The 25990-nt window shown below is 41.6% G+C and carries 17 protein-coding genes and 3 tRNA genes; 8 read left to right on the top strand and 12 right to left on the bottom strand.

What is annotated here, in order from left to right; translation table 11 throughout:
* Positions 1–21: 21 nt before the first annotated feature.
* A complete protein-coding gene (locus KXD93_RS03015; RefSeq protein WP_258135380.1) occupies positions 22–1119 on the bottom strand; it encodes a FecR family protein in 1098 nt (365 codons plus the stop codon).
* 190 nt (positions 1120–1309) lie between these two features.
* On the opposite strand from KXD93_RS03015, the gene KXD93_RS03010 reads away from it, so the two are divergent.
* Positions 1310–4798 carry an ABC transporter permease gene (locus KXD93_RS03010; RefSeq protein ID WP_258135379.1) on the top strand — a complete coding sequence of 1163 codons (3489 nt, stop codon included), beginning with the start codon at positions 1310–1312 and terminating at the stop codon, positions 4796–4798.
* A 150-nt stretch (positions 4799–4948) separates the two neighbouring features.
* Here KXD93_RS03010 and KXD93_RS03005 read toward each other — a convergent pair whose 3' ends face one another.
* From KXD93_RS03005 to KXD93_RS02980, 6 genes are all read right to left on the bottom strand, one after another.
* Complete coding sequence (locus tag KXD93_RS03005) at positions 4949–5488, bottom strand: RNA polymerase sigma-70 factor (RefSeq protein ID WP_258135378.1); 540 nt, start codon at positions 5486–5488, stop codon at positions 4949–4951.
* Positions 5489–5891: 403 nt separating this feature from the next.
* Positions 5892–5965, bottom strand: a tRNA-Pro gene (locus KXD93_RS03000).
* A 561-nt stretch (positions 5966–6526) separates the two neighbouring features.
* The gene (locus tag KXD93_RS02995; RefSeq protein WP_258135377.1) at positions 6527–7096 is read right to left on the bottom strand and encodes a hypothetical protein; all 570 of its coding nucleotides are present in this window, start codon (positions 7094–7096) and stop codon (positions 6527–6529) included.
* 68 nt (positions 7097–7164) lie between these two features.
* Positions 7165–7866: a ribose 5-phosphate isomerase A gene (gene rpiA, locus KXD93_RS02990; protein ID WP_258135376.1), complete on the bottom strand. Its 702-nt coding sequence runs from the start codon at positions 7864–7866 to the stop codon at positions 7165–7167.
* Positions 7867–7970: 104 nt separating this feature from the next.
* Positions 7971–9197 carry an RNA polymerase sigma factor gene (locus KXD93_RS02985; protein WP_258135375.1) on the bottom strand — a complete coding sequence of 409 codons (1227 nt, stop codon included), beginning with the start codon at positions 9195–9197 and terminating at the stop codon, positions 7971–7973.
* A 45-nt stretch (positions 9198–9242) separates the two neighbouring features.
* Positions 9243–9596 (bottom strand): YciI family protein, encoded by a 354-nt coding sequence (locus KXD93_RS02980; protein WP_258135374.1) that lies wholly within the window; start codon positions 9594–9596, stop codon positions 9243–9245.
* 29 nt (positions 9597–9625) lie between these two features.
* Between KXD93_RS02980 and KXD93_RS02975 the strand changes: the two genes are divergently transcribed.
* The gene (locus KXD93_RS02975; protein ID WP_258135373.1) at positions 9626–9793 is read left to right on the top strand and encodes a hypothetical protein; all 168 of its coding nucleotides are present in this window, start codon (positions 9626–9628) and stop codon (positions 9791–9793) included.
* 61 nt (positions 9794–9854) lie between these two features.
* Here KXD93_RS02975 and KXD93_RS02970 read toward each other — a convergent pair whose 3' ends face one another.
* Positions 9855–13232, bottom strand: a complete 3378-nt coding sequence (locus tag KXD93_RS02970; RefSeq protein ID WP_258135372.1) for a DEAD/DEAH box helicase — start codon at positions 13230–13232, stop codon at positions 9855–9857.
* Between the two features lie 559 nt (positions 13233–13791).
* Here KXD93_RS02970 and KXD93_RS02965 point away from each other — a divergent pair.
* On the top strand, positions 13792–15195 hold the full coding sequence (locus KXD93_RS02965; protein ID WP_258135371.1) for a glycosyl hydrolase family 18 protein: 1404 nt from the start codon (positions 13792–13794) through the stop codon (positions 15193–15195).
* Between the two features lie 252 nt (positions 15196–15447).
* Here KXD93_RS02965 and KXD93_RS02960 read toward each other — a convergent pair whose 3' ends face one another.
* The 4 genes from KXD93_RS02960 to KXD93_RS02945 form a co-directional block, all read right to left on the bottom strand.
* Positions 15448–17079 (bottom strand): hypothetical protein, encoded by a 1632-nt coding sequence (locus KXD93_RS02960; protein ID WP_258135370.1) that lies wholly within the window; start codon positions 17077–17079, stop codon positions 15448–15450.
* 143 nt (positions 17080–17222) lie between these two features.
* A tRNA-Ser gene (locus tag KXD93_RS02955) sits at positions 17223–17306 on the bottom strand.
* A gap of 53 nt (positions 17307–17359) precedes the next feature.
* Positions 17360–18598 (bottom strand): glutamyl-tRNA reductase, encoded by a 1239-nt coding sequence (hemA, locus tag KXD93_RS02950; RefSeq protein WP_258135369.1) that lies wholly within the window; start codon positions 18596–18598, stop codon positions 17360–17362.
* A 263-nt stretch (positions 18599–18861) separates the two neighbouring features.
* Positions 18862–18949: transfer RNA gene (locus KXD93_RS02945), tRNA-Ser, on the bottom strand.
* Positions 18950–19182: 233 nt separating this feature from the next.
* On the opposite strand from KXD93_RS02945, the gene KXD93_RS02940 reads away from it, so the two are divergent.
* The 5 genes from KXD93_RS02940 to KXD93_RS02920 all read left to right on the top strand — a co-directional run bounded on the left by KXD93_RS02940 (position 19183) and on the right by KXD93_RS02920 (position 25889).
* Positions 19183–19917, top strand: a complete 735-nt coding sequence (locus KXD93_RS02940; RefSeq protein ID WP_258135368.1) for an ImuA family protein — start codon at positions 19183–19185, stop codon at positions 19915–19917.
* A gap of 2 nt (positions 19918–19919) precedes the next feature.
* Positions 19920–21425 (top strand): Y-family DNA polymerase, encoded by a 1506-nt coding sequence (locus KXD93_RS02935; RefSeq protein ID WP_258135367.1) that lies wholly within the window; start codon positions 19920–19922, stop codon positions 21423–21425.
* A 3-nt stretch (positions 21426–21428) separates the two neighbouring features.
* Positions 21429–24653: an error-prone DNA polymerase gene (locus tag KXD93_RS02930; RefSeq protein ID WP_258135366.1), complete on the top strand. Its 3225-nt coding sequence runs from the start codon at positions 21429–21431 to the stop codon at positions 24651–24653.
* An 87-nt stretch (positions 24654–24740) separates the two neighbouring features.
* On the top strand, positions 24741–25037 hold the full coding sequence (locus tag KXD93_RS02925; protein ID WP_258135365.1) for a hypothetical protein: 297 nt from the start codon (positions 24741–24743) through the stop codon (positions 25035–25037).
* Between the two features lie 411 nt (positions 25038–25448).
* Positions 25449–25889: a response regulator gene (locus KXD93_RS02920; RefSeq protein ID WP_258135364.1), complete on the top strand. Its 441-nt coding sequence runs from the start codon at positions 25449–25451 to the stop codon at positions 25887–25889.
* Positions 25890–25990 lie beyond the last annotated feature (101 nt).

Raw genomic sequence — 25990 nt, 5'->3', positions numbered from 1 at the left:
TTATAAGTTTAAGTGAATAAATTAATTGATTGCTTTTTCTGTATGTGCTAAGTAAATAGCCCGTCCATCTACTCTGAATTTAAATGGCGTTGTCATTTTTATAATTTGTAGTGCCTGTTCTAACGATTCATTTTCCAATACACCGCTTATTTGTTCGTTTTTAAGCGATGGTTCTTCAAATATCATTTGCACATTATATTTCCGTTCCAGTTGTTTGGCTACTTCTTCAAAACTTTCGTTGGTAAATACCAACCGGTTATCAAGCCAGGCGGTTTCTTTAATATCTTCTGCTTTAATCTGCGGCAATGCTGTAACCTGGTATTCTATCTTTGCTTCCTTTGCGTTTACGAGGGGTGTATTTATTGCGCCCGATAAATTATTGGCGACAATGAGCTTTTCATTGGGCAGCAGTATTATATTTTTTTCAGGTTTGTTTTTTAATTCAACCTGCACCCTGCCCGTCAACAGCGTTGTTTCAATATTTTTGTCATTACGATAAGCCTTTACATTAAATACTGTTCCGAGTACTTTTACGGTCAGCATATTAGTATGCACCAGGAATGGCTTTTTAGCATTTTTGGTCACCTCAAAAAAGCCTTCGCCTTCCAGGTTTACTTCGCGTGTTATTTTTGAGAATGTCTCGGGATAAGAAAACGTACTGCCCGCATTCAGCTTCACCTTTGTGCCATCTGGCAATACTATCCCGGTAGTTTTTCCGTATGGCACATAAACATGGTGAATAATCACATTTGCCAAAGGACTGGCAGGCAGTTGCCGGCGGGTGTAAAAAAATACACCACTTATAGTGAGTATCAATACGGCAGCAGCTACCCACTTCCAATAGGTTAGGGATCTTACATTATTTTTTTCGAGGGTTACTGGCTGCTCCCCCGAATTTTTGATCTTATGCCAAAGCTCTTCAATCCCTTCGTTAAGGTCCTTTTGTTTTACGGTGGAATCAGGTTGCTTTAGATCGCTTTTTAAGGCATCGGCAACCTTTTGCATTTTTCTATATTCAGGAAAGCGGTCAAGAAATGCTTCGAGCTCTTCCAACTCTTTTTCACTGGCAGTTTTGCCAATACTCTTCGCCATAAGCTCGATAAACCTGGATTTTCCCATAGTAATTTGGTGTTCTGCTGTAAGGACACAGCTTAGTGAAGATTTTCCTAAAAAGAATTTAAAAAAATAAAGTATTTAATTATGCTGCCATTATTCACAATTAATGGTGCACTTTTATGATGAGTTACCGTCGAAACCGAACAATATTTGTCCGGTTTTGTAACAGTGGGGGATTTAATTTGGGGGATCATTGGTTTATATATCAGCGAATTACGAAAATGGAACAGCTATTGACAGCATTTTTGAAGTGAAGCCCTATCTATTTCATATCGATCTTTGGGATGCAGCGTGCTTTGGGATGCTGTTTATGTGCTTTACATTTAGCCTGCTTTTGGGACTGGCCAGGCGGCGGGAGCGGTCAGCTAATCGTTTTTTGGCGCTGGCCCTGGTGGTCGCTATGTTGGGATCAGCCAGGGTCGTGGCCATCAGTATTGGGCTACGGGCTGATTGGTCTTGGCCATTTTCGCTGGCTTTTGGTCCCCTGCTTTTTTTTTATGTCCGTAAGCTCACCCGGCCCGAACAGCCATTTGAGCGTAGAGATTTGCTGCATTTTAGTCTGCTTTTACTGGGTTTCATGCCCTGGCTGGTATTTATCTCCGTGCTCATTTACTTGGTCTGGTGTCGGCATTTGCTCGCTCATTTTTATCACAGCAGGCAATTTACCAGCGGCGACCGTTCCATTCATGATTTCAGATGGCTGAAAAACTGGCTGACTGTTTTCGGCCTGTTCTGGCTGGGCTGGATCCCGGTTGCCCTGCTGGGGGCAGGCGCTGAACCTTTATACTTCCTGTTGATGGTGCCGTTGGTTTGGCTGGCAGCCCGCGTTTTTCTAAGGGAGGATACCTTACCGGTCTTGCGGTCACTTGTACCCGCGGCGGTAAAGGAAAGCGCCGCCTGGCTCAAAAATGAGGTTAAAGTAAATCGCTATTATGAAGACCCGGCACTGACCTTGGGCTCGCTGGCAGGCAAGTTGGAACTGACCACGCACGAATTATCAAGGATTATTAATACCGCCTTCAAAAAAAGCTTCAACGATTTTATCAATACCTACCGTGTTCAGGCGGTGATTCGGAAAATGCAGGACCCGGACTATGACCATATCACCTTGTTAGGCATCGCCTACGAATCAGGGTTTAACTCCAAACCTACGTTCAATCGTATCTTCAAACAAGTGACCGGCAGAAGTCCCGTGGAATATAAAAAAGAGGTCTTACCTTATAACTTGAGACGCTATCCCGGATCTGTCGCGGTAATTTCGAACCATCAAACCACGAAATCAAACCGCAATTTTATGCTTAAAAATTATTTCAGGATCGCCTGTCGCAATTTATTAAAAGATAGACAGTTCAGCTTGCTTAACCTGCTTGGCTTAGCTACCGGCCTGGCTTGCATATTACTGATCGCCTTATGGGTAAATGATGAATGGCAGGTCGATAAATTCAATGCTAATGACAGCCGGCTCTACCAGGTTTTAAAAAAGGCCCCGGATGGTACGGGTTCGGCTACGGTTAGTGAATTCACGCAGGGTTTATTGTATCAAAGTCTCTTGCGGGAACTGCCGGAAATCGAATCTGCTGCGTGCCTCAGAAAGGAGCGTGAGCCTGGTATCATCCTGACTAAAGACCGGCAACTAAAGGCCATGCCGGTGTTTGCCAGTACCGGTTTTTTTAAGGTATTCTCTTATCCACTGATCAGCGGGAACGGCGCCACAGCGCTGGCTGACGTTTCGGGCGTGTTGCTCTCCGATCAACTGGCCTTAAAGCTGTTTCATACCACGGCGGTTACCGGAAAAACCATCAAATGGCAATTCCAGGATAATGTAGATTTCAGCAATGTCTACACCATTAGAGGCGTATTCCAGGCGCCGCCTGCCAATGCCAGCGATCAGTTCGACCTGGTGTTCCCTTTTGAATTATATGCGCAAAAGATGCGCGGGACGCCGGGAGACATTACATCCTGGGGCAGCAATATGGTGCTGACGGACGTGGTACTGAAACCGGGGACCAATGTGGATGCCTTTAACCAAAAGATCCGGAATTTTAGCAAAAACAAGCTGAAGGGAGATACTTCCTATGAGGGCGACCTTTTTTTGCAGCGTTATTCAGACCGGTACCTGTATAACAATTATGTGAACGGTGTACCCAGCGGCGGACGCATCGAATATGTGCGCTTATTTTTCACGATCGCCCTGCTGATCTTAGTGATCGCCTGCATCAACTTCATGAACCTGGCGACGGCCAAAGCTGCCCGCCGGATGAAAGAAGTTGGGATTCAGAAAGTAATGGGCGCCAGCCGCTTGTCGTTGGTATTTCAATACCTCATCGAATCCTTGCTGATGACTTCCGGGGCATTCATCATGGCCGTATTGATCGCGATGTTCCTGTTGCCGGCTTTCCGGGTGATCACGGGGAAGGACCTCCAGCTGCACTTTAGCGCCGGGTTTATCTTTCCGGCCATCGGTCTGCTCGTCCTGGTGGGGCTGTTTGCAGGTAGTTACCCGGCTTTATATTTATCCGGATTTAACCCCATCCGGGTATTAAAAGGCCAGTTGAAAACATCCTGGGCGGAAGCCTTTGTCCGAAAAGGATTGGTGATCTTTCAGTTCGGTATTTCGGTGATTCTGATCGTTTGTGTCCTGGTCGTGCGGCAGCAAATGGCGCTCGTGCAGTCGATCAACTTAGGTTATGATAAAAACAATATCATCCGTTTTGGTGGTGATGATGACCATAAAGCGCAGGCGGGCTTTTTAGCCGAAGTCAAAAATATTCCTGGTGTTCTCAATGCTACGGATATGGAAGGTGACCTGCTGGGCAGTGCTGGCCATTCCGGCGGCGGCATCAGCTGGCCGGGCAAAGATCCGAATCTCAAGCTGGAGTATTACGGCAACAGCGTTGATCATGATTTCCTGGAGACGATGGGTCTGCAACTGGCCGGGGGCCGGACCTTTTCCCGCCAGTTTTCCGATAGCGCCAGTGTCATATTTAACGAGACGGCTATCCGGGCGATGGGCATCAAAGACCCGACAGGAAAAATGGTAAGTCTCTGGGGGAAGCCGATGCGGATCGTCGGGGTGGTAAAAGATTACCATTTTGAGTCGCTGTATAAAAAGATCGGCCCGGCGTTCTTTACCTTTTCTCCAGACAATAAAAATATCCTGGTGCGGATCGATCCGCGCCGGCAGCAACAGGCGCTGGCAGCGGTGCAAAACCTGTATCGCCGTTATCACCCGGGCCTTGATTTTGATTACAGTTTCCTGGATGACAGCTACCATAGGTTATATGCGTCAGAGCAGCGGGTGGCGGTGCTGACCAGGTATTTCGCCGGCATGGCGATCCTGATCTCCTGCCTGGGTTTATTCGGGCTGGCGGCATTCACGGCACAGAAACGACAAAAAGAGATCGGTATCCGTAAAGTGATCGGCGCATCTGTCGATCAGGTGGTGGCTATGCTCTCCCGGGACTTTCTATTGCTGGTAACCCTGGCGCTGGCCATCGCGATGCCGGTCGCCTGGTGGGCTTGCCACAAGTGGTTACAAAGCTTTGCCTATCGTGTTGAACTGAGCCCGCTGGTATTCGTCCTTACGGCTTTGGTCACTGTTGTGATTACCTTGCTGACCATCAGCTTTCAATCTATCAAAGCAGCGCTGGCCAACCCGGTAAAAAGTTTGAGAGCGGAGTAACGAATGGAAACAATTTGATAGTATAGAGATATGGAGTTATTCTATGAACATCATTTATTCAATTGCGACACTATAGTCTATTCGGGGCATTAATTTTAAGATTAATTGTGAATAATGACATATGCCGGTATGGTGCATATTTTAATATAACTACTGTGTACGCAATGCTTGGTCAAGCTTTTTAAGAGCAATGGTAAGCTGGGCAAATACCGTTTTATTTGAAAGGTCAAGTATAGCTGCCACTTCATTGCATGACAGATCATCCTCCTTTACCATTTTAAAGATCAGCCTGCACCTCGGCGGCAATTCATTAACAGCGTTTAAAACCTTGTTTTTTAACTCTTTACTGATAAGGAGCTGGGCAGGATCAACAGATAACTGGAAATAATATGCTGCTGTTACGTTTATTTCCCTTGTTCTTTTTGATGAGATGCTTCGTAGGTGATTTAAGCATGCATTTTTTACGGCGACATATAAATAAACCTGTAAGTTCTTTATAGAATCAAGCTTTTTACGTCCTATCCAAATCTTAAGGAAAACATCGTTTACAATTTCCTCTCCTACTTCCCTGTCGTCTAAAAATGAATAAGTAAACTGGCACAATTTAACTACATAGTGTTTATATAGCTCATTGAACGCAGATTCATCGTCATTAAACTGAATTCGATGAATAAGTTCATGGGTAATCACAGTCCAGTGTATTTCTTAACAATTATCAGGGTGCTCACGGTGAAATCTGCTGCAATATAACATACTTAGTGTAAAGAAAATATTACAAATTAAAATATGCTTGTTTGCTTGGTGCAAACTGAGCGATTATCAGATCCCTCAGCCAAATGATGGGGGCGGGTATCCAGTATCAGTTATATATTTACAATAGGGCCAACCGCGGCGAAACCATCCGTAAATCCTTCACATGCATTAATGGTTGACTTTTTGAAGAGAACAAATACAACAAGATAGTCTACCCAAGATGAGGGACACTCTGGGTCAATCGGCTATTTATTGATATTTTGGGAAAGGCTTTAAAACACAAAACCCCGTAAATTAGATAATTTACAGGGTTTTGATGTTCTTTGGTATCGCTATCTCGTCGGGATGGCAGGATTCGAACCTGCGGCCTCCACATCCCAAATGTGGCGCGATACCGGGCTACGCTACATCCCGAAAGGGAACGCAAAGGTAAGATTTATACTTGCTGATGCAAATGTTTTTTTAATAAAATTTAAACTTTTTTTTATTTCAATATTGCCCCACTGTTGGCTTGATTTTAGACCCACTATTTCTCAATAAGTTAGCTAATAAATTGCGGGGTTTGTAATAAAAGTTCAGGCAATAAAAAAATTCAAATCGTTATTGAATCTTACACATTAGTGGTCACAGACCAGTTAATAATAACAAAAGCAACGCATAGCGTACAGATTAATCCAAGGATAACCAAGATCCAAAAAATAAAATTTCTCATTAGGGAATTATAAAGCTAGTTAAAGTTTTGAACGATAAACCAGTAGCAAAATATCAAATCATTGAAATATTATGTAATTATAATTAATTAAATTAATTTTTTAGCAAAAAAATAATTATAAATAACAATCTTTCAAAGCTGCTCGAAATCTCTCAAATCAACGTATCTAATATAGCATATTTTATCCCCGCAAATTATTAAATGTAAAAACAACAGGTAACTTATTTATTAGCAGTTATTTACAGGCAATAATCAATGTTATTTTATTGTTCGGTGCTGTATAATTGCCATATAAACAGCAACTCATAAATGAGAAAGAAGATCACCAGGAACGCATGAAATTTTTTATTATTCGTTTTAATAGCGACAAGGCATAAGGCTATGTGGCTTATTATCCTTACCGGATACTCCCACCTAGCTAAAAGAAAATATTCCTGCCCTTTAATTAAAGTATCGATCACGTCGGCTACAAAGCTTACGGCCAAAACGCCAAAAAACCAGCTCTTCTTTTTGTAGAAGTAATCCTGGTAACTATTGTAATCTTTTAAATCATCCGGAAAAAGTAATGCACATAACACAAAAAATATCGTTATGTAGATAATTACGAAAAAGTACTCGGCAAAAACCCAGTTGGTATTGTTCTTTAACTGGTACTCCCACCACCAAAAGTGAATCAACGTTAAAAACACAAACAATGCCCATAACAAGTGGACCCAATATGGTTTTTCGCGGCCGGGATGCTGGATAAGTTTAACCGTGCCCTTAAGCAAATGAGCAATGCTTAAGCTCAAAATAATTGAAAGTATGGTTTTAATATGCTGAAAAACTTCCATAACAAGGTTTGATAGAGCAGATGCTCATCGCTAATTTAGGAAATAGATTATAAAACTCCTATCGGCAATTACTTCGCCACCAGGATTTCAACATTATAACCTATAAATAACCCGCTGTCTATCACACCTGTAATTGATTTTATCCGCTGCTCATAGTCAGGCCTAATGTCCTCAAAGCGCACATCAAGTAAAAAGTTCCCATTTTCAGTTATAATGGGGCCATCCTTTCCCTTTGCCATTCGGAGTGCAATATCGGTAACATTAAGTTTCCGTAAAGCTGATTCTACATAGGTGAGTGAACCGGGAAATATTTCAACAGGTACAGGGAAATTGGTTCCAAGTTTTTTCACCAGTTTACTTTCATCCACAAGGATATAAGTTTTTGAGCCGGAGCAGATCAGCAATTTCTCTTTAAATAAAGCTCCGCCCCTGCCCTTAATTAAACTATTATCCGGATCCACTTCATCAGCGCCATCAAAGCACCAAATTGGTTTATCGGTTAATAAGCTGGTTACCGGGATACCCAGGTTTTCACACGTCATCCCAATTTCCAATGAAGCCGGGATCATTTGTATTGCGAGGCCTTCCTCTTTAATTCGTTTTGCAATCGCATATAAGGCCATATAAACCGTGGAACCGGAGCCAGCGCCGATAACGTCCCCATTGTTTATTTTCTCGGCTATTTGCTGAGCGACTTTTTCTTTGGCTTCCCTGTTAATTATGGTGTCGGACCATTGCAAATGATCTAATAAACTGCTGTTCCACTTCATATATTTCCTGTAGATGATAAAAACGAATTTAGTTTTTTATTTTCTTAGGATTTATAAAGATTTTGAATTTTACTTTTTATAGGTGAATGGGGTGATTAGCGGCTCTATAAATTATTGAGTTTCCTTTGAATAGCCTGCTTTTCTGGCGATGTTCTGGCGAGTGCAAGCGCCTGCTGAAAATTTTGTTTAGCCTTTGTATTGTCAATGCCCCTATAAAGCTCACCAAGCAGGGCGAAGTAAAAATGATTATCGGTGAGATTTAGCTTTTCTGCAACTGCAATTGCTTCTGGTTTTCCGTTTGCCTTTGAAAGTGCATAGGTACGGTTCAGGGCCGCTACAGGCGAATATTCTATCTGTAGCAATCCGTTATAAAGCTGCAGGATATTCTCCCATTTCTCTTTTGTGTCGGCCTGCTGTGTATTCCAAAAGGCTATACTGGCCTCGAGGTGATATTTTGATAATACATCACCGGTTGTTGAGCAGTTTAAAAAGTAGCCGCCACGGCTTATCAATTCTGCATTCCACAAGCTTGAATCCTGCTCATCATACAAAATAATTTCGCCATTCCTGTTCAACCGTGCGTCTATCCGCGAGGTATGAAAACACATCAGCGCAAGCAACGCATTTGCCGGCGGCTTATTGGTGCTCTCATTTTCAATTAGCATATAACAAAGCCGCATGGCTTCGAGGCAAAGCTCCTTGCGGATAATTTGATTTTTATTGGAAGAATAATACCCCTCGTTAAACAGCAGGTAAATAGTAGTCAAAACCATCTCCAACCGCTCATCAATTTCCGATTGCGTTGGAAGTTCTATTTTAATCTGATGCTCCCGCAGTTTCTCCCTGGCCCGGAATAATCTTTTATTGATGGTCTCCTTATTTACCAGGAATGCATCTGCAATTTCATCTATACCAAAGCCGCATAAGATGCGCAGTGATAAGCCAACCTGTGCCTCTGGTGATATTACAGGATTGCAGATAGCAAACATCATCAGCAATTGACTGTCATTAATGTTTTGGGGTGATAAGTCGATCTCAAATTCATACAATTCCAATGAATTTTCTTTTACTTCAACGGCAACTTTGCCTTCAAAAACAAGTTCCCGCTGCAGGTAATTCTTCGTTTTATTTTTTGCAACGTTATAAAGCCATGCTACCGGATTTTGTGGGATCCCATTCATTGGCCAGGTTTGTGCTGCTGTAACAAAGGTGTCGCTGGCAATGTCCTCAGCAATTTCGACCTGGGCAAAACCAAAACGGCGACAAAGTACAGCGACTATTTTTCTGTACTCCTGCCTGAATAAATGTGGTAATAACTCCTGCTGCTCCATAAATAAGTTAAGCTCCCGCAAATTACATGCAGGAGCTTACAATTTTTAATGAGTTCCGTCGCGTTTGGCAAGTTTTCTTACTTCCACGGTGTTTCCTTCGCCTTGTAAAACAGGGCACCCTTTGGCAAACTCGGCAGCTTCATCTGCCGATTCGGCTTTAACCATAATGTAGCCGCCTATAGTTTCCTTTATCTCTCCAAAGGGACCGTTGGTAACCATTTTATTGTGATGCACCACGCGGGCATCATCAAACAACAGGCCATTACCGCCAACAAACTTGTTTTGCGACGCAATGCCACCTATCCAGTCCATTGTTTGCTTCATCCAGATTTGTATTTGTTCGGGTGATGCCACTTTCGTCCCATCTTCGTGCCTGAAGATTAAAATAAATTCGTCCATTGTTTTTAGGATTAATTGTAATTAAATATATGAATTACACAGATAACAATCGACAGCAGCAGGATTGGACACAAGGTTTAAAGAAATTCTCTATATTCGGCGATAAAGCGTTCCATTTTTACACATGGAACACCCGGAACGCTGTGAAACATGCTGATTATCAGCGTTTCCAAAAAAAAACGGCTTTGCAATTTTGATGATTAATCCTGAAAAAAGTTTACACCCGCTTACACCGCCATCCGTTATGTCGAACTCACCTTAACTTAATAAATTCAGCAGGTCTGTTTTTGAAAGCGCATTAAAAAATGATGAATCGGTTTTAATCAGGCTGTTGGCCAGGTCTGTTTTTGCTTCCTGCATCAGCATGATCTTTTCCTCCACTGTAGCAGGGCAAATTAATCGCACCGCCACTATGTTCTTATCCTGCCCGATGCGGTGACAACGGTCTATTGCCTGGTTTTCAACCGCCGGGTTCCACCACGGGTCAACAAGGTATACATAATCAGCCTCGGTCAGGTTTAAGCCAGTGCCACCGGCCTTTAGGCTGATAAGGAAAACCCGTACATCCGGGTTGTTCTGAAATTCCTCAATCACGGCCTGGCGGTTACGGGTTTGCCCCGTTAAGTAGGTAAAGGCTATTTGCCGGCTGATTAATTCTTTTTTTATCAAATCAAGCATCGAAACAAATTGAGAGAACACCAGGATCTTATGGTGATGCTTTTTGCCTTCTATCTCTTCAATCAACATATCAATTTTTGACGATGCGTTGCCTGGCATCTTCTCCCCTTTTATCAGCAACGGTGAATCGCAGATCTGGCGGAGCTTGGTTATCCCCTTCAATACATTCATCGACTTCTTCTTTATCTCATCACCTGTAGTTGCCGAAATAAAATCCCTGAACTCCTTTTCATAAGCATCATAAATACTGCGCTGCTCAGGCTTCATATCGCAATAAAGCACCATTTCAGTTTTTTCCGGGAGATCGGTGGCTACTTCCTGTTTGGTGCGCCTTAATACGAACGGCTTAATCTTGTTTTGAAGTTCCGTTGCCCGTTTGCTGCTTTTAAACAGGTCTATTGGCGACGAATAGATCTGCTTAAAATACAATTTACTGCCAAGCAAACCCGGGCAGGCAAATGAAAGCTGACCGTACAGATCAAAGGTATTATTCTCAATGGGCGTACCCGTCAATACAATTTTATTGCGCGATTTTAGTAACCGCGTAGCTTTGTACCGCTGTGATTCCGGGTTTTTGATTTGCTGCGATTCGTCAAGGAAAATATAATTAAACTCATACTCCTTCAGAAAAACAATATCAGCAAGCAAAGTGCCATATGAGGTAAGCACGACTTCATACTTATCAAAATCCCTGATGTTTTTTATCCGATCAGCGCCGTAGATGGTACGTACTAAAATCGATGGCGCAAATTTTTCTATCTCCTGCTGCCAGTTATAGATCAGTGATGTTGGCACTACAACCAAATTGGTGTTATGGCTCACCTTTGCCCTCTGCGAAAGTATAAATGCGATAACCTGCACGGTTTTACCCAAACCCATATCGTCGGCCAGGCAACCGCCAAAATTGAAATCATCCAGGAAATTCAGCCAGCTAAGGCCTTGTTGTTGGTAAGAGCGCAGGGCTCCGTTAAAACCAGCAGGAGTATCAATAGGTTTGATCGACTCAAAATTATCAAGCCGCCTGTGGTAAACGCTGATGTCCTGCTTTACCTTATCATCCAGCATTTCAGCGTCAAACAATTGTTCTATTACTGTGAAATTGCTCCTGGAGATTTGGAGTGTTTCATCATCAGTTATTTCACCAGAATTAAAGTAGTCGTTGAATTTTTCTAACCAATAAGTCGGCAGGATTCCGGTTGAGCCATCATCAAGCTGTACGTACTTGGATTTATTTTTAACAGCCCGGTAGATTTGTTTTAAGGCCGCTTTTTGTTTACCGTATTTGGAATTTATAACAACGTTAAACCAGTTGAACCCGCTAAGCACCTTGATACTTATCTTAACCTTATTCGGATTGAGCTTATTTCCCTCCAGTTCGTTAAAACCGAGGATAGTTATATTTTGATTCTGCCATTCATCGAAAACACCTAAAAACCAGTCCTCATCTAAGAAACGTTTTTTATGCAGGTAGAAATAATGCAGGTCATTGGTTAGCTGTTCTTCAAAATAAGGATGCTGCTTTACCAGCAATGCGGTAAAATCAACTTCACGCGCATCATCCCGGTAAACTAAAAATTCCTTTCCTTTATTATCAACAGAATAGATCTGTTTTTTAGTTCGTACAGAGATTTCTACCTCGCCATACCGCATCACCGGGATGATCATTACATGCGTACCAAAGTCAGAAAGATAAATTATCCTTTCCGTTTCATTAGTAAAGCCTTGCTGCTTTAACTGCACAGGTGTTGCCGGCGGGATGTGCTGATAGTTTACACTTACCTTATCCTCCAGCTTTGTTAACAACTGATTTTTAAACTCGTTAAATTTAGACGCGTGAACCAATAAATTGTCCTGCTTCTTGGTCAGCAATTCAATCACATTCAGTTGCTGAAGGTTATTAACAAGATAAAGATCATCGCCTACTGAAACAAAATAGGTAAATTTTAACTGCAGGTCTTTTACGTCACAGGTTTTACCGTCGATCATTAAAGTACCGGAGAGTTCAAAAAACTGATCCTTTGGATTTACTGATAGTTTTACATCATCCTTAAGCACATCCACTTTTACCGGAAAAACCGAAGCGGCCGTGATCTTTTCAGACACTTCGCTATCATGCGAATAAAAATCATAATCAACAGGATTTTTAATTATGGCCCTTAGTGCAGTGATATCGGCCTCGGTTGCCGTTTTATTGATATGATTTTGAAATTTGTGGATGCCGGTAAAAAACTTCAATTGCTGCGGATCTTCCGTGTCCCAAATAAAATCAAGTGGCGGAATGGCTGTTAGCGGATTTTTTATCTTGCCATCCACACTCATTTTTGCCTTATATAATTCAACAAACAGGTATTTGTAATACTTGTGCTGTTTCAGTACAACGCAAATACTGCTCTCTTCACCATCTGTGGGTTCAACATCGGCAACAATAACACCTTTTAACTGGTTTATACTTTCCCTGGTTACCGGCAATAGGGCGGCTAAATGGGGGGCTATTGTTAGTTGGTTATTTGCATAGGTGATCTTAAAAAACGAGTCGAGATCCGGCTCATTTTCCAGGCCATAGTCGGAAGCAAATCGCTTCAATTTTTGATGGCGCATCTTGTCGTCAAAAAAGATCTTAAACTCATCTCTTTTAATAACAGCTGATAAAACGCCTGCCTGGTGTTCGCATAACAAGTTCTTATCCGCATTGCATTCACAGGTCAGGGTTAAATAATCTCCGTCCTGTTGCAAGGCAACTTCCGGGAAAACTGTTTTTAGATATTTATTGGTAAAAACGCCACTGTTAACTTCCAGTTGTAAAGGATAGATATGCCGGCTATCCGTATGATCGGGATAAATGCCTGCATAACTGTGCTGGGCAATGCCGGTTTGCGTCAACGTATCGATCGTGACACCCTTTAAAACCACCGCATAATTTTCCGAACTTTTCCCTTTGTCTTCGCTTTGCTTGCTCAATAGAATTTCCTGGCCTGTAAGGAGGTAAATATCCGAAACAATTACTGATAATTGAAACCCAATAAAATCCGGACTTCCATTCCATGGATTTATTAAATTATATAAACAACTGATTATTAATTGTTTATTTCGATTATTTCCACTTGGGGCTTTTCGTATAATAAAATCTATTTTTCCGGCACCCCTACATTACCACTTCAAACGCAAATTTCATATTAATTAAAACTGCGCTATTGTGGATTAAGCGTATCAGCAAAAAAAAGTAAATTTTTATTTTGAGGTATTCCCCGAAATAAACAAGGTTTTATGTCTTGTCCATACTTGCGGTTTATCCGTATTGACTTTATCATAACATATTTATAATCAATTATTTATAAATAAATCATATATATTTACTTTCATAAAACGACGCCATTGCCAATTATTGAGTCACCTCGAAATAGCATTCAGAATAATAGAAGTCAACAAATAGCATGGTTTTTAAACTTCTTTCTACTGACAAAAGATTAACCATTAATAAACAACTAACCTAATATCATTAACCTTTAATTACTATTTTATGAAAGCAAAATTTAACCTTTACCTGTTTTCCGGCGTCCTTGCCACATTGTTCGCCTTATCATCCTGTCACAAAGAAGATAAAGCCGATTATGCACCGAAAACTGTTGACTTATCCGCAAAAAACACGCAAACACCCATGCCTGTTACCGCCGCTACTTTCAAGGTGGTTGGCTACCTACCCAGCTGGGAGGGCGATGTCAGCAGCATCCAGTTCAGCAAGCTTACCCACATTAACTATGCATTTTTAACACCAACTACCAGCGGCGGCCTCAACCCTTTGGATAACCTGGCTAAATTTACCAGCCTGGTATCTGCAGCACATACCAACAATGTTAAAGTAATGATCTCTGTTGGCGGCGGTGGTGGTGGCGATGCATTTCACACCATTGTAGCCAGCTCAAGCCTGCGTACGGCCTTTGTCAATAACATGGTAGGATTTGTAAATCAATATAACGTAGATGGCGTTGACGTTGATTGGGAATTCCCCTCGGCAGGTACCGAAGCCAATAATTTTTTACTGATGATGCAGCAGTTGGCTACGGCAATGCACAACAGCGGCAGGTTATGTACAATAGCCGTTATTTCAACGGGTGCAACTTACATTACCAGTGGTATGTTTACCACGCTCGACTGGCTCAACATCATGGATTATGACGATAATAACTTTCAACATTCTACCTATCAATCTGCAGTTGATTGTTTGAATTACTGGAGCGGACGTGGCCTGCCTTTGGAAAAAACCATTTTAGGTGTGCCCTTTTACGGTCGCGATAACCGTTATGATTACCTGACTGTTAACTATAATGTGATCTTGTCCGAAGGCGGCAGTCCTAATTCTGATACTTTTCAAACTATTGGCTATAACGGTATTCCTACCATCACCAGTAAAACCAACTTATCGTTCGACAGGGGAATTGGCGGTATGATGATATGGGAGCTGGCCGGCGACGCTACAGGCGCTAATTCACTACTGTCGGCAATTCACACAGCGATAGTTGCGCATTCCGGCGGCTCAACAAACCCTCCTATCGGTCAAACTATCACTTTAAAGGGATTTAATAACGAATATGTAAGCGGAGAAAATGGTACCCAGGCCATGAATTGCAACCGCCCCACAGCATCAGCATGGGAAACCTTTACTGTAGTTGATGCCGGCGCCGGTAAAATTGCATTGCGCAGCATGGGTAAATACGTATCGTCTGAAAATGGCACGCAAGCCATCACCTGTAACCGCACCACCTTCAGCGATTGGGAAAAATTTGATTGGGTGCCCACAACAGATGGCAAGATCACGCTAAGAGGAAACAACGGCAAATTCATTTCAAGCGAAAACGGCACACAAGCCATGACCTGCAACCGTACAACAGCATCGGGATGGGAAGCTTTTGGAATTAATCAATAAAATAATATTATTCTACTAAAACCGGGGGCTGATGCATGGATTTTGCATCAGCCATCGGTTTATTGCTTACGATGGAATTTGTAACCAAGGTTCAGATTATAATTAATGAAATTATTTCCGCCTCTACTGCTTATACTTACGGACAACCCCCATATTTAACTAAAAAAGCGGAGATCAAGGGGCTCGATTTGAACACTTACAGGAGATTTTGCGAATATCAAAGGATATCTATAAAGAAAAAATGAATAGTAGTTACAAAATTTTGAAATCTTCTGGACGTAATCCAAACGATGTTTCAAAATTTTTAGACGCCCATTCTTTCATTTCTTCATGAGTATATTTGGAAGATAGCCATTCATAATTAAATTTAAATGGGCCATCTTCAATAATCCATTGTCTCACCATATCATAAACAGAATTCCATGCAAAAAAGCCATTAAGAGTTTCGTCAACTTGTTGATCGGTATAGCCTTTTATAGCTGAATGGTATATATCACCATTTACATCGTCTATAAATAGAGCTTTGTGTTTTTCAAACAATTGAAAGGCTTCAAATAAATCCAAGTCCTTTTTCTTAATTTCAATAAAATTCATCCCCGGCCAACAAAATATTTGAGGGTACTTATGCTTGTCTTCCTGAAATCTTAGAAACTTCGAAAAAAACAACCTAATTGGAAGGTTTTTAGATGGAAATTTATAATTGACCTCTTCCTTCAGTAAACTTATAATTGATTGTTCACTATACATCCAACGTAGAACAAAAGCGGCACTTTCATGGGGTGAAAAACAATTTATTGAGTTTGCCAGTAAGTTACTAATTGTAATATATTCTTCTTTTGAATAATCTTGAATCGCAAATTTTAAGCTGCTGTATCTATCTCGTACTTCTTTGCACAAAGTATAAAAACGGTGTCCGGGATCATTTGAAACTATAAATGATTCATAGTTTGTTACATTGAAAGGGAAGCCATTAGTTGGATTTATAGCAATATCACATATCAATAAAAATAAGCCAACTAAAGGATCATTTGGCTTTACTGGCGTTTGTTCATTAAGAATACTTAGAAAAATATTAAATGCCTCTACATATATACCACTAAGCATCCCTGCTTTCGCAAAGTCATTTAAATCGTACTTATATCCTTGCGCTCCGTAAAGATATTGTAATTGGGAAAATCTTGCCTGTCCTTCATAGATAGCCCTTATTCCTATTGGTGGTATTGCGATAGGAGAACCATAATAATAACCTTGTACTTTTTTTTCTCGTAGTTTTTTAAACCCATCTTCCCATTCTTTTATTTTAGGTAAAAAAGAGAATTCTTCATCGAATGTACTTCCCAATGTCCAAATGGACGAGGCCCACATAAGATCATACGAATGTCCCCAACATTCAAAATATGGATTATTAACAATAGTGTTTATTCTTTTAGGATCAAAAGCTATTTGACCTGCAAATTCTATGTCATGCCAATAATTTAATATTTTATTGACATGAATATTGTTATTGGGTTGTTGCCTATCATATTTCGCAATTGACTTAAATGCTCCATTTTCATTTAACAGGCTTTTCAAGTCGGAATGAACGATATGAGCTTGGGCAGGAAATTTTAAACTTGAAATAAAACCAAAGTTTGACCCAACATGCTGCCACCAGTGAATAGTTTCATGTAAATATGTTGAAAAGGCCTGCGTTTGATTATCAGAAAGCGATCCGGAAGTATGTATGCCAGGGATAACATTATTTAATTCATGTTGAATATCCTTTCTTAACCTTAAAACGAATTGCATAGGGTTATAAACCCCTCTTGATTTGGTGCCATTAATTGGCGACGACAATAATTCATCAAACAATTCAGAAGAAAACAGTAAATCTGGATTTAGCATAATAATTTCTAATGATCTTATTTGGACATTCAAATCAATACAAAACGAGCTCTATACAACTATGTATGACGAATTAATATCTTAAAAATTTTACAAATAAAAAAGGGGAAAATGTTTTAATTTAAATACTTTTCCCTTACCAGCGGAGAGGAAGGGATTTCCTCCCCGGTACCTTGCAGTACACCTGATTTCGAATCAGGCACATTCGATTACTCTGACACCTCTCCGGAGCTCTTTTTAAATAAGCGTGCAAATATATCTAAATGTATTGGAGAAAATTTCAACCCTCTACCGACACCATAAATTCATTGATAGCTTCAAGGTAATAACAGCCAGGCTGGTTTTGACTCTTCATTTTTCCTGCGACTATGTTTATCACTTGTTGTATCTTCTTTTCAGCAGCAATTACCGGGCATTTGTTTGGATCGCCTTTTAATTCTGAAAAATGCTGCGCATAAATATAACTCAGCTTTGATTTAATAGCGTTAAGTGCCGGAGCGTTTCTACGCATAAGGCACCAGTCTGAAAAACATTCAATATTCTTATCAATAATTTCTTTCGCCTTTGGAATCTCCAGTTTGCGCTTTTGTAAGGTTTCGTCATTAATCTTCGAAATAGCATCAATATTTACCAGGGTTATATTCAAAAGCTCAGCGGCATTTGCCTCCACATTGCATGGAATGGAAAGATCAATGATTAGCTTTTTACTTTTACCCTCCAGCTGTGATTTTAGAATAACCGGCTCGGCGGCGTTGGACGCAACCAGTATGATGTCCGAACTCTCAACGTGCTCCGCCAATTGGCTTATGTTTGCATGTTGCAACCCTAGTTCGGCTGCCAACTCCGCTGCTTTTTCTTCCGACCGGTTAATGAGGGTAACATTTTTTGCTCCGAGATAATCAACCAGGTTTTTGCAAGTATTACGACCAATTTTTCCAATGCCGATAACCAGTATTTTTTTATCAGCACAAGTTTTAATATTTTCTTTTATATACTCAACCGCAGCGTACGAAACGGAAACCGTACCGACGCTTAACGTTGTTTCATTGCGTATTTGCTTTGATGATTGCAATACACTATTCACCAATCGTTCCAAAAAGCAATTTAAAAAATTGTACGATTTTGCCAATTTTACCGCTTGCTTTAACTGGCCGGTTATTTCATAATCGCCTAAAATCTGAGAGTCTAACCCGGCGCCAACATTGAATAAATGTTTGACTGCATCTATCCCATTTTTAACATAACCTAAACTTGTAAATACGGCTGCATTCCCGGTTGTTTGGGTGCATAACAAATCAACTAATTGACAGGCGTGATCGGCGAAGCCGTAGATTTCTGTCCGGTTACACGTAGAAATGATAAATAATGAATCAACGTTATGAAAAGGTGCAAGATTTAGAATATTTACATATTGATCATTGTTGATAGCAAAGGTTCCTCTTATGGTAGTTTCTGCCTTTTTGTAATTTATGCCCGCAACAAAGAATTTTGAAAGTTCATCCGGTAATTTAGGATTCATCTGCCCGTTTAGTTATATTGAAAATTATTAACTCCGGTGTAAAGATTCAGATAACTGTACTGATTTATGCTGATAGACATCATGGAGAAAAGTGACCTTCGTCACAATTAGACAAACAGGTACTGATGAGCAGGAAATCTATAAAATGAATCAGCGAATTATGTACTTTTCTGTTGCGATTTAGCGATTAAAATTTCTTTTATCCCAAAACAAAAACCCGCAAATCATTTGATTGCGGGCTTTACTGTTTTATATGTTAAACTTGGCGGAGAGGGAGGGATTCAAACCCCCGGTACCTTGCAGTACACCTGATTTCGAATCAGGCACATTCGATCACTCTGACACCTCTCCGGGTCATATTTTAAATGAGGGTGCAAATATATTGAAATGCTTAACAGTGGAAAATAAAATTCTATTATTTAAAGTTTCTTCCCTTTGCATTGCCAGGTAAAGCCTGGGTTACCTGCTCCCGGCAGGAATAGGTGCGCTTTGCTCATCATTATTCATAAACAAAATGAAAAATATTTTGCTATTCTTGCGTAAATGCTAAAAATATTAGCATAGCTTTGTAGGTGGAATTAGCTATGTTGGATACCAGGAAGGATATTATCAGTCGGTTGCAAAAAGATATTTTGCTGTGGCAGGGCTTTACCCCGCCCCCATCTGGTAAACCGAAGGATCTTGGATTAGGGCCGATAGAAGCTGCCTTTCCGAATGGGGTATTTCCAACCGGAAATATTCATGAAATGATGTGCACTACGCCTGAACAGGCTGCCGCAACCGGGGGTATGATGGCCGGGTTGATAGCGATATTAATGCGCCGGGGCGGCACCTGCATTTGGATAAGCACTTCAAGAAAACTTTTCCCGCCGTCTTTAAAAGCGTTTAACGTTGAGCCCGACAGGATAATATTTATTGATGTAGCAAAGGAAAAAGATGCGCTTTGGGCAATGGAGGAGGCTTTAAAATGTGAGGGGCTCGCTGCCGTGGTGGCTGAAATTAAGGAAATTAGCTTTGCACAATCCCGAAGGCTACAGCTAGCTGTTGAAGGCAGTAAGGTAACGGGGTTCATTTTACGTAACGATCCCCGGAAACCGGGTATCAACACCTGTGTGGCACGCTGGCAGGTGAACCCCTTACCCAGCAAGATAGAAGACGGATTGCCCGGCATTGGGTATCCGTGCTGGCAAATTGATTTGCTGCGTGTACGCAATGGCAATCCCGGAAGATGGGAGCTGGAATGGATTGACGGCTGCTTTGTACCGGTTGAAAAAGAAGAAGAACCAATATATCATTTACATGAGCGAAAGGCAGGTTAATTATGCAAAAAAGGTTCATATCACTTTGGTTCCGTCATTTAACTACGGACTGGCTGACGCTCCGCCGGCCTGAATTAAAGGATCTGCCCTTTGTTTTTGCAGCGCCAATCCATAACCGCATTATCATAACTGCTGCAAATAGCCTGGCACAGGAACAGGGCATATTCAATGGAATGGCGGCAGCGGACGCCAAGGCAATAGTTCCTGATCTAAAGATAATTGACGAGATCCCCGGCCAGTCCTTCAAGCTTTTAAAGGCATTGGGCGAATGGTGCATCCGCTATTCGCCCTTAATAGCCATCGATATGCCTGATGGGTTGATAATGGATATATCCGGGTGTCCACACCTGTGGGGCGGCGAGCGGAATTATCTAAAGGAGATAGTCACCCGGTTACGAAGTAAGGGCTATGATGTAAGAGGCGCTATAGCCGATACTGCCGGCGCAGCCTGGGCTGTTGCCCGCTTTGGAAAAGTAAAACCTATTATTGAACCAGGTGCACAGGCGAGCGCCTTATTATTATTACCCCCTGTAGCCTTGCGTTTGGAGCCGTTAATTTTGGAAAGATTACAAAAGCTCGGTTTTTATAAAATTAAGGATTTTATGAATATCGGCCGTTCTGTGCTTCGCCGGCGTTTTGGAGAGGGCTTTTTGTTAAGGCTTAACCAGGCCTTAGGCAACGAGGATGAACCCTTGCAACTATTACAGCCTGTTGAAGCCTATTCAGAAAGGCTGCCATGCCTTGAAGCGATCCGCACGGCTATTGGTATTGAGATAGCTATAAAAACATTGCTGGAGCAATTATGCAAACGCCTGCACGGTGAAGGAAAAGGGATACGCACTGCAATTTTAAAAGGTTATCGTGTAGATGGTCATGTAATACAGGCCACTATCGGCACCAACAGTCCATCAAATAATGTAAATCATTTATTCAAACTTTTTGAATTGAAAATCTCTTCGCTTGAACCGGCATTGGGGATTGAGCTTTTCACTTTGGATGCGCCTAAAGTTGAGGATGTGGAACCTGGGCAGGAAATACTTTGGTCGCCGGAAGATTGTTCGCTTGAAGATACAGGTTTAGCCCAACTGCTTGACAGGCTTGCCAATAAAATCGGCGCCGCCAATATTCACCGTTACTTGCCCCAGGAACACCATTGGCCCGAACGTTCTTTTAAGCCGGCTATCTCGTTAAAAGAAAAACCAACAACAGCCTGGCGTACAGACAGGCCCCGCCCCTCTTTGTTATTGAACAGACCGGAGCCGGTAGAAGTAACGTTCTTAGTGCCTGATTATCCGCCGGCACTTTTTATCTATCAAAATAAAATCCACCATGTTAAAAAAGCAGACGGTCCCGAACGGATAGAACGTGAATGGTGGCTGGAAGAAGGCGAACACCGCGATTATTACCAGGTGGAAGATGAAAAAGGGCAGCGTTATTGGTTGTTCAGGTTGGGGCACTATGAGGGTGGCAGACCCAAACAATGGTTTATTCATGGTTTTTTTGCTTAGTATATGATACGTTATGCCGAATTACAGGTAACCAGCAATTTCAGCTTTCTTCGCGGTGGTTCACACCCCGAAGAATTGGTAGAACAAGCTGCAAAATACGGTTACACCGCTATCGCCATTACCGACAGGAATACTGTAGCAGGCGTGGTACGTGCGCACCAGGCTGCAAAAGCGATGGATCCCAAGATCAAGTTTATTCCTGCCTGCCGGCTTGATTTGATTGATGGCCCGAGCCTGTTGGCCTACCCTACTGACATAACCGCCTGGGGCCAGTTATGTGCTTTACTATCAACAGGAAACCTCAGAACAGAAAAAGGCAAATGCGAGCTTTATAAAAATGACGTTTTTAACCATGCCGAAGGAATTAAGTTTGTTGTTGTGCCGCCCGATTTGTTAAATAACAGGTTTGATTTTGATGATGCGTTTAAACAGGATCTGAAGGAATATCACAAAGTAATTGGCAGCAATTTGTACGTAGCAGCCAGTAAATCATACAATGGTGATGATGACAAGCGGCTTCACCGCTTATCGCAATTGGAGGTACCAATGGTTGCTACCAATGATGTTCATTACCATGAAGCACAACGCCGTGAATTACAGGATGTGGTCACTTGTGTGCGTGAGAAATGTACGATAGTGAATGCTGGTTTTAAACTCCATGCAAATGCCGAAAGATATTTAAAACCCATGGATGAAATGGAACGGCTATTTTCCAGATATCCTGAAGGAATTGCATGTGCACAAGAAATAGCCGATGCCTGTAATTTCTCATTGGATACATTAAAATATCTTGAACCGGAATGGGTGAGCCCGGATGGGCGTACGGCCGATGAACACCTTGCCGAGCATACCTGGGCCGGAGCAAAAAAAAGACTGGGCAATCCTATTTCAAAAGAAATAAGTGATCAGATCAAGTTTGAGCTTGCATTCTTTTCTCGTCGTAAACTGGCGCCCTATTTTTTACGGATCTATGAGTACACCAATAAAGCCGAAGAACTGGGCATACTACACCAGGGAAGAGGTTCGGCAGCAAACTGTACCGTTTGTTTTTGTTTGGGGATAACACCTGTTAATCCTGAAAAATCGAGGTTGCTTTTTTCGAGATTTATGTCTGATGCCCGGGATGAATGGCCCGATGTAGATGTTGATTTTGAACATGAGCGCAGGGAAGAGATCATCCAGTGGATCTATGAAACCTACGGCCGTGAGCATGCCGCTATTGTTGCCACGGTAACCCAGGAAAGGCATAAAGGCGCTATCCGCGATGTGGGGAAGGCGATGGGCTTATCGGAAGATACTATTAAACGTTTAGCCGGGGCCATATGGGACTTTTCGGAAGAAACATTTGACAGGCAGCGCATTATTGAGCAGGGATTAAACCCCGATGATCCGCAATTATTTAAAGTACTGCGTCTTACCGAACAACTGATAGGCTTCCCCCGACAGTTAGGGCAGCATACCGGCGGGTTTGTGATCACCCAGTGTAAACTTTCTGACTTGTGTCCGGTGATGAATGCCCGTATGGTCGACCGTACCCAATTGGAATGGAACAAAGACGACCTTGAAGCTTTAGGAATTTTAAAGGTAGATGTACTTGCATTGGGTATGCTCACCTGTATCCGCAAGGGGTTTGATCTTGCCCGGAAACATTATGGCCTCAACCTTACGCTTGAAAACGTTCCGCAGGATGACCCAGCAGTATATGATATGATCTGCCATGCAGATACGCTGGGTGTTTTCCAGATTGAAAGTCGTGCGCAAATGTCAATGTTGCCGCGGTTAAAACCAAGGTGTTTTTACGACCTGGTGATCGAAGTGGCAATAGTACGCCCAGGCCCTATCCAGGGCGATATGGTGCATCCTTATTTAAGAAGAAGGGACGGAATAGAAAAACAGGAGTATCCGAAGGACGAATTAAGACCTATTTTAGAACGAACAAAAGGCGTCCCGCTTTTCCAGGAACAGGCCATGGAAATAGCTATGGTTGCCGCTGAATTTACAGCAGGAGAAGCTGATCAGTTGCGCCGAAGTATGGCAACTTTTAAGGCAAAAGGACTGGTAAGCCAATTCCAGGAAAAACTGGTAGCAGGTATGACCGCCAAAGGATATACTGAAGAATTTGCCAAACGTGTATTTAAACAGTTGGAAGGTTTTGGCAGCTACGGTTTCCCGGAAAGCCATGCGTATAGCTTCGCCCATTTGGTTTATATTTCATCATGGCTTAAATGCCATTATCCCGATGTTTTTGCCGCTGCGTTGCTCAATAGTCAGCCAATGGGTTTTTACCAGCCTGCACAAATTGTAATAGACGCCGAAAAACATGGCGTGGTTATGCACCCTGTAGATGTAAATCATTCCATGTGGGATAATACGCTCGAAGAAAAGCAAGGTAAATATTGTACACTGCGATTAGGCTTCCGGCAGGTAAAGGGGCTCAATGAAGGTGATATGCAGGCATTAATTGACAAACGCGGAAAGGGCTATACAAGCATCAGCCAGCTTAGCGACGCGGGTGTGCCGCAGGCCGTAATTGAAACATTGACTGATGCGGATGCTTTTCGCTCATTAAACCTTGACCGCCGTGAAGCATTATGGGAAGTACCGGCGCTTAACGACAAACCTATAGGCCTGTTTGCAGGCCAGCCATCGGAAAGCGCTAAAGAAGTTCAAATACAATTACCTTTTATGACAGCGGCAGAACATGTGGTGCAGGATTATGCAGCTACCGGACTATCATTGAAGGCCCACCCGGTAAGTTTTGTACGCGAACAATTGAAAATGCTTAGGGTAACAGCAACTGCTGATCTTAATAAATATAAAAATGGCGATTTTATAAAAGTAGCCGGTTTAGTTACTGTTCGGCAAAGGCCCGGCACGGCTAAAGGAGTTGTCTTTATTACTATAGAAGATGAAACCGGCTTCAGTAACCTTGTGGTTTGGGAAAATATGTTTGATAAATACCGCAAAGAAATTGTACAGGCACGCTTGCTTATGGTAGCAGGTAAGCTGCAGATTGAAGGTGAGGTGATCCATGTTGTAGTGAATAAGTGCTTCAACTTATCCGGTTTATTGCGCCAGCTTACCCCTGCTAACAATGAAGACCTGCCTGTGCTTACTTTAGCCCGTGCTGATGAAACCACCTCCCCTGCTCATGGAGGATCAAACAAAGGAGAGCAACAACTTACGAGGCAAAAAGAAATTTTTCATAAAGGGAGGAATTTTAAGTAAAAACCGAAGTTTTTACTAATATTTTTAGTATTTAATGTAAATTATTTCCACATTTGTTTTATCATTTTTAATTGGACAGGTTATTTTATGATTACTACTAATTTACTTAAGGAAGCGAGGGCATGGGTAAAGCGCAGAAGAGGCCCGGATGAGATCGTACGTGTAGTGCCTGATATAGAAGATTATGGTAAACCGCCTATATATAAATTATATGTTGCCTATGGCATCAATACAAAGGATCTGCCAGATGAAAAAAATCCGGATTACCTGGGTAAGATCCTGTTTGATATACAGGGCTACTGGATCTATGATGGTGAAGAGCTTACCGTAACCGAGCAGGAACAACTGGCGAAGTTTATTATTAATTACGTTGAGGATATTTAGAGAATCAAAAACACAAAAGCCTGTAGTTAGATGTACAGGTTTTTATTATCGAGGTGAGAAAGGGAATTTGAACCTATTCACAATCAACCGCCTGTCCAACCAAACTTGTCTTTATTACTCCTGATTTTCTTCTCCTTGAAAGCCTTTTTGATTACCCCGGCGTAAAAACGTCACCGGCAAAAATACCCTCGATAAGGTAAATGAAGCCATACGGTAAACCGAAAAAAGCTGCTCCTCCGGTACCGGCCAGAAGCGGTAGCAAATGTCCCTCTCAGTTGTTACAATTCTAAAAAGTGGAGAACAGAATCCGCAGATTGGAATTTTTCCATCAGTATCCTAAATAACTGACTCATTAATAGCTAATTAAATAATTGGCATCACATTGGCATATAGAATTAAAAACAAATTGAAATGGAAATAAACAATAATATCCGGATATTTTTAGTCGATGACGATTCGTATTGCATGAATATTTATAAACAATACCTTAATAGCCTTGGCTACTTCGATGTAACCAGTTTTGAAAATGGCCCGGATTGTTTAAATAGCCTCGGGTTAAAACCCGATGTTATTTTCCTGGATCATGGTATGGATTACCTAACTGGTTTAGAGGTATTAAAAAGAATAAGAGCTTATAACCCTTATATTTTTGTAGTTTTTCTATCAGGGCAGTCAAATATTATAACTGCGGTAAAAGCTTTAAAGTTGGGGGCAACTGAGTATATCGTTAAGGGGGTATATGACCTTGATAATATAAAAAAGGTGTTAAATACAATCAATAAGGCTATAAGCGTTAAGAGGAAAGAAATTGAGAATCAATACATCGAAAGATTATTGCACACAGCTAAATAAGCAGCCAAACTCAACTGGTACAACAATAGCCATCATTTTATTATAAAATTAAACCTTACAGGTTGCCTGTAAGGCCTGTTAAAATGCTTTTTGAAAAAGAC

It is taken from the genome of Mucilaginibacter phenanthrenivorans (genome assembly GCF_024721155.1).
Taxonomy (GTDB): Bacteria; Bacteroidota; Bacteroidia; order Sphingobacteriales; family Sphingobacteriaceae; genus Mucilaginibacter; species Mucilaginibacter phenanthrenivorans.
The sequence above is the reverse complement of the archived record's forward strand: the minus strand, read 5'-3'. Positions and strand labels throughout refer to the sequence as shown.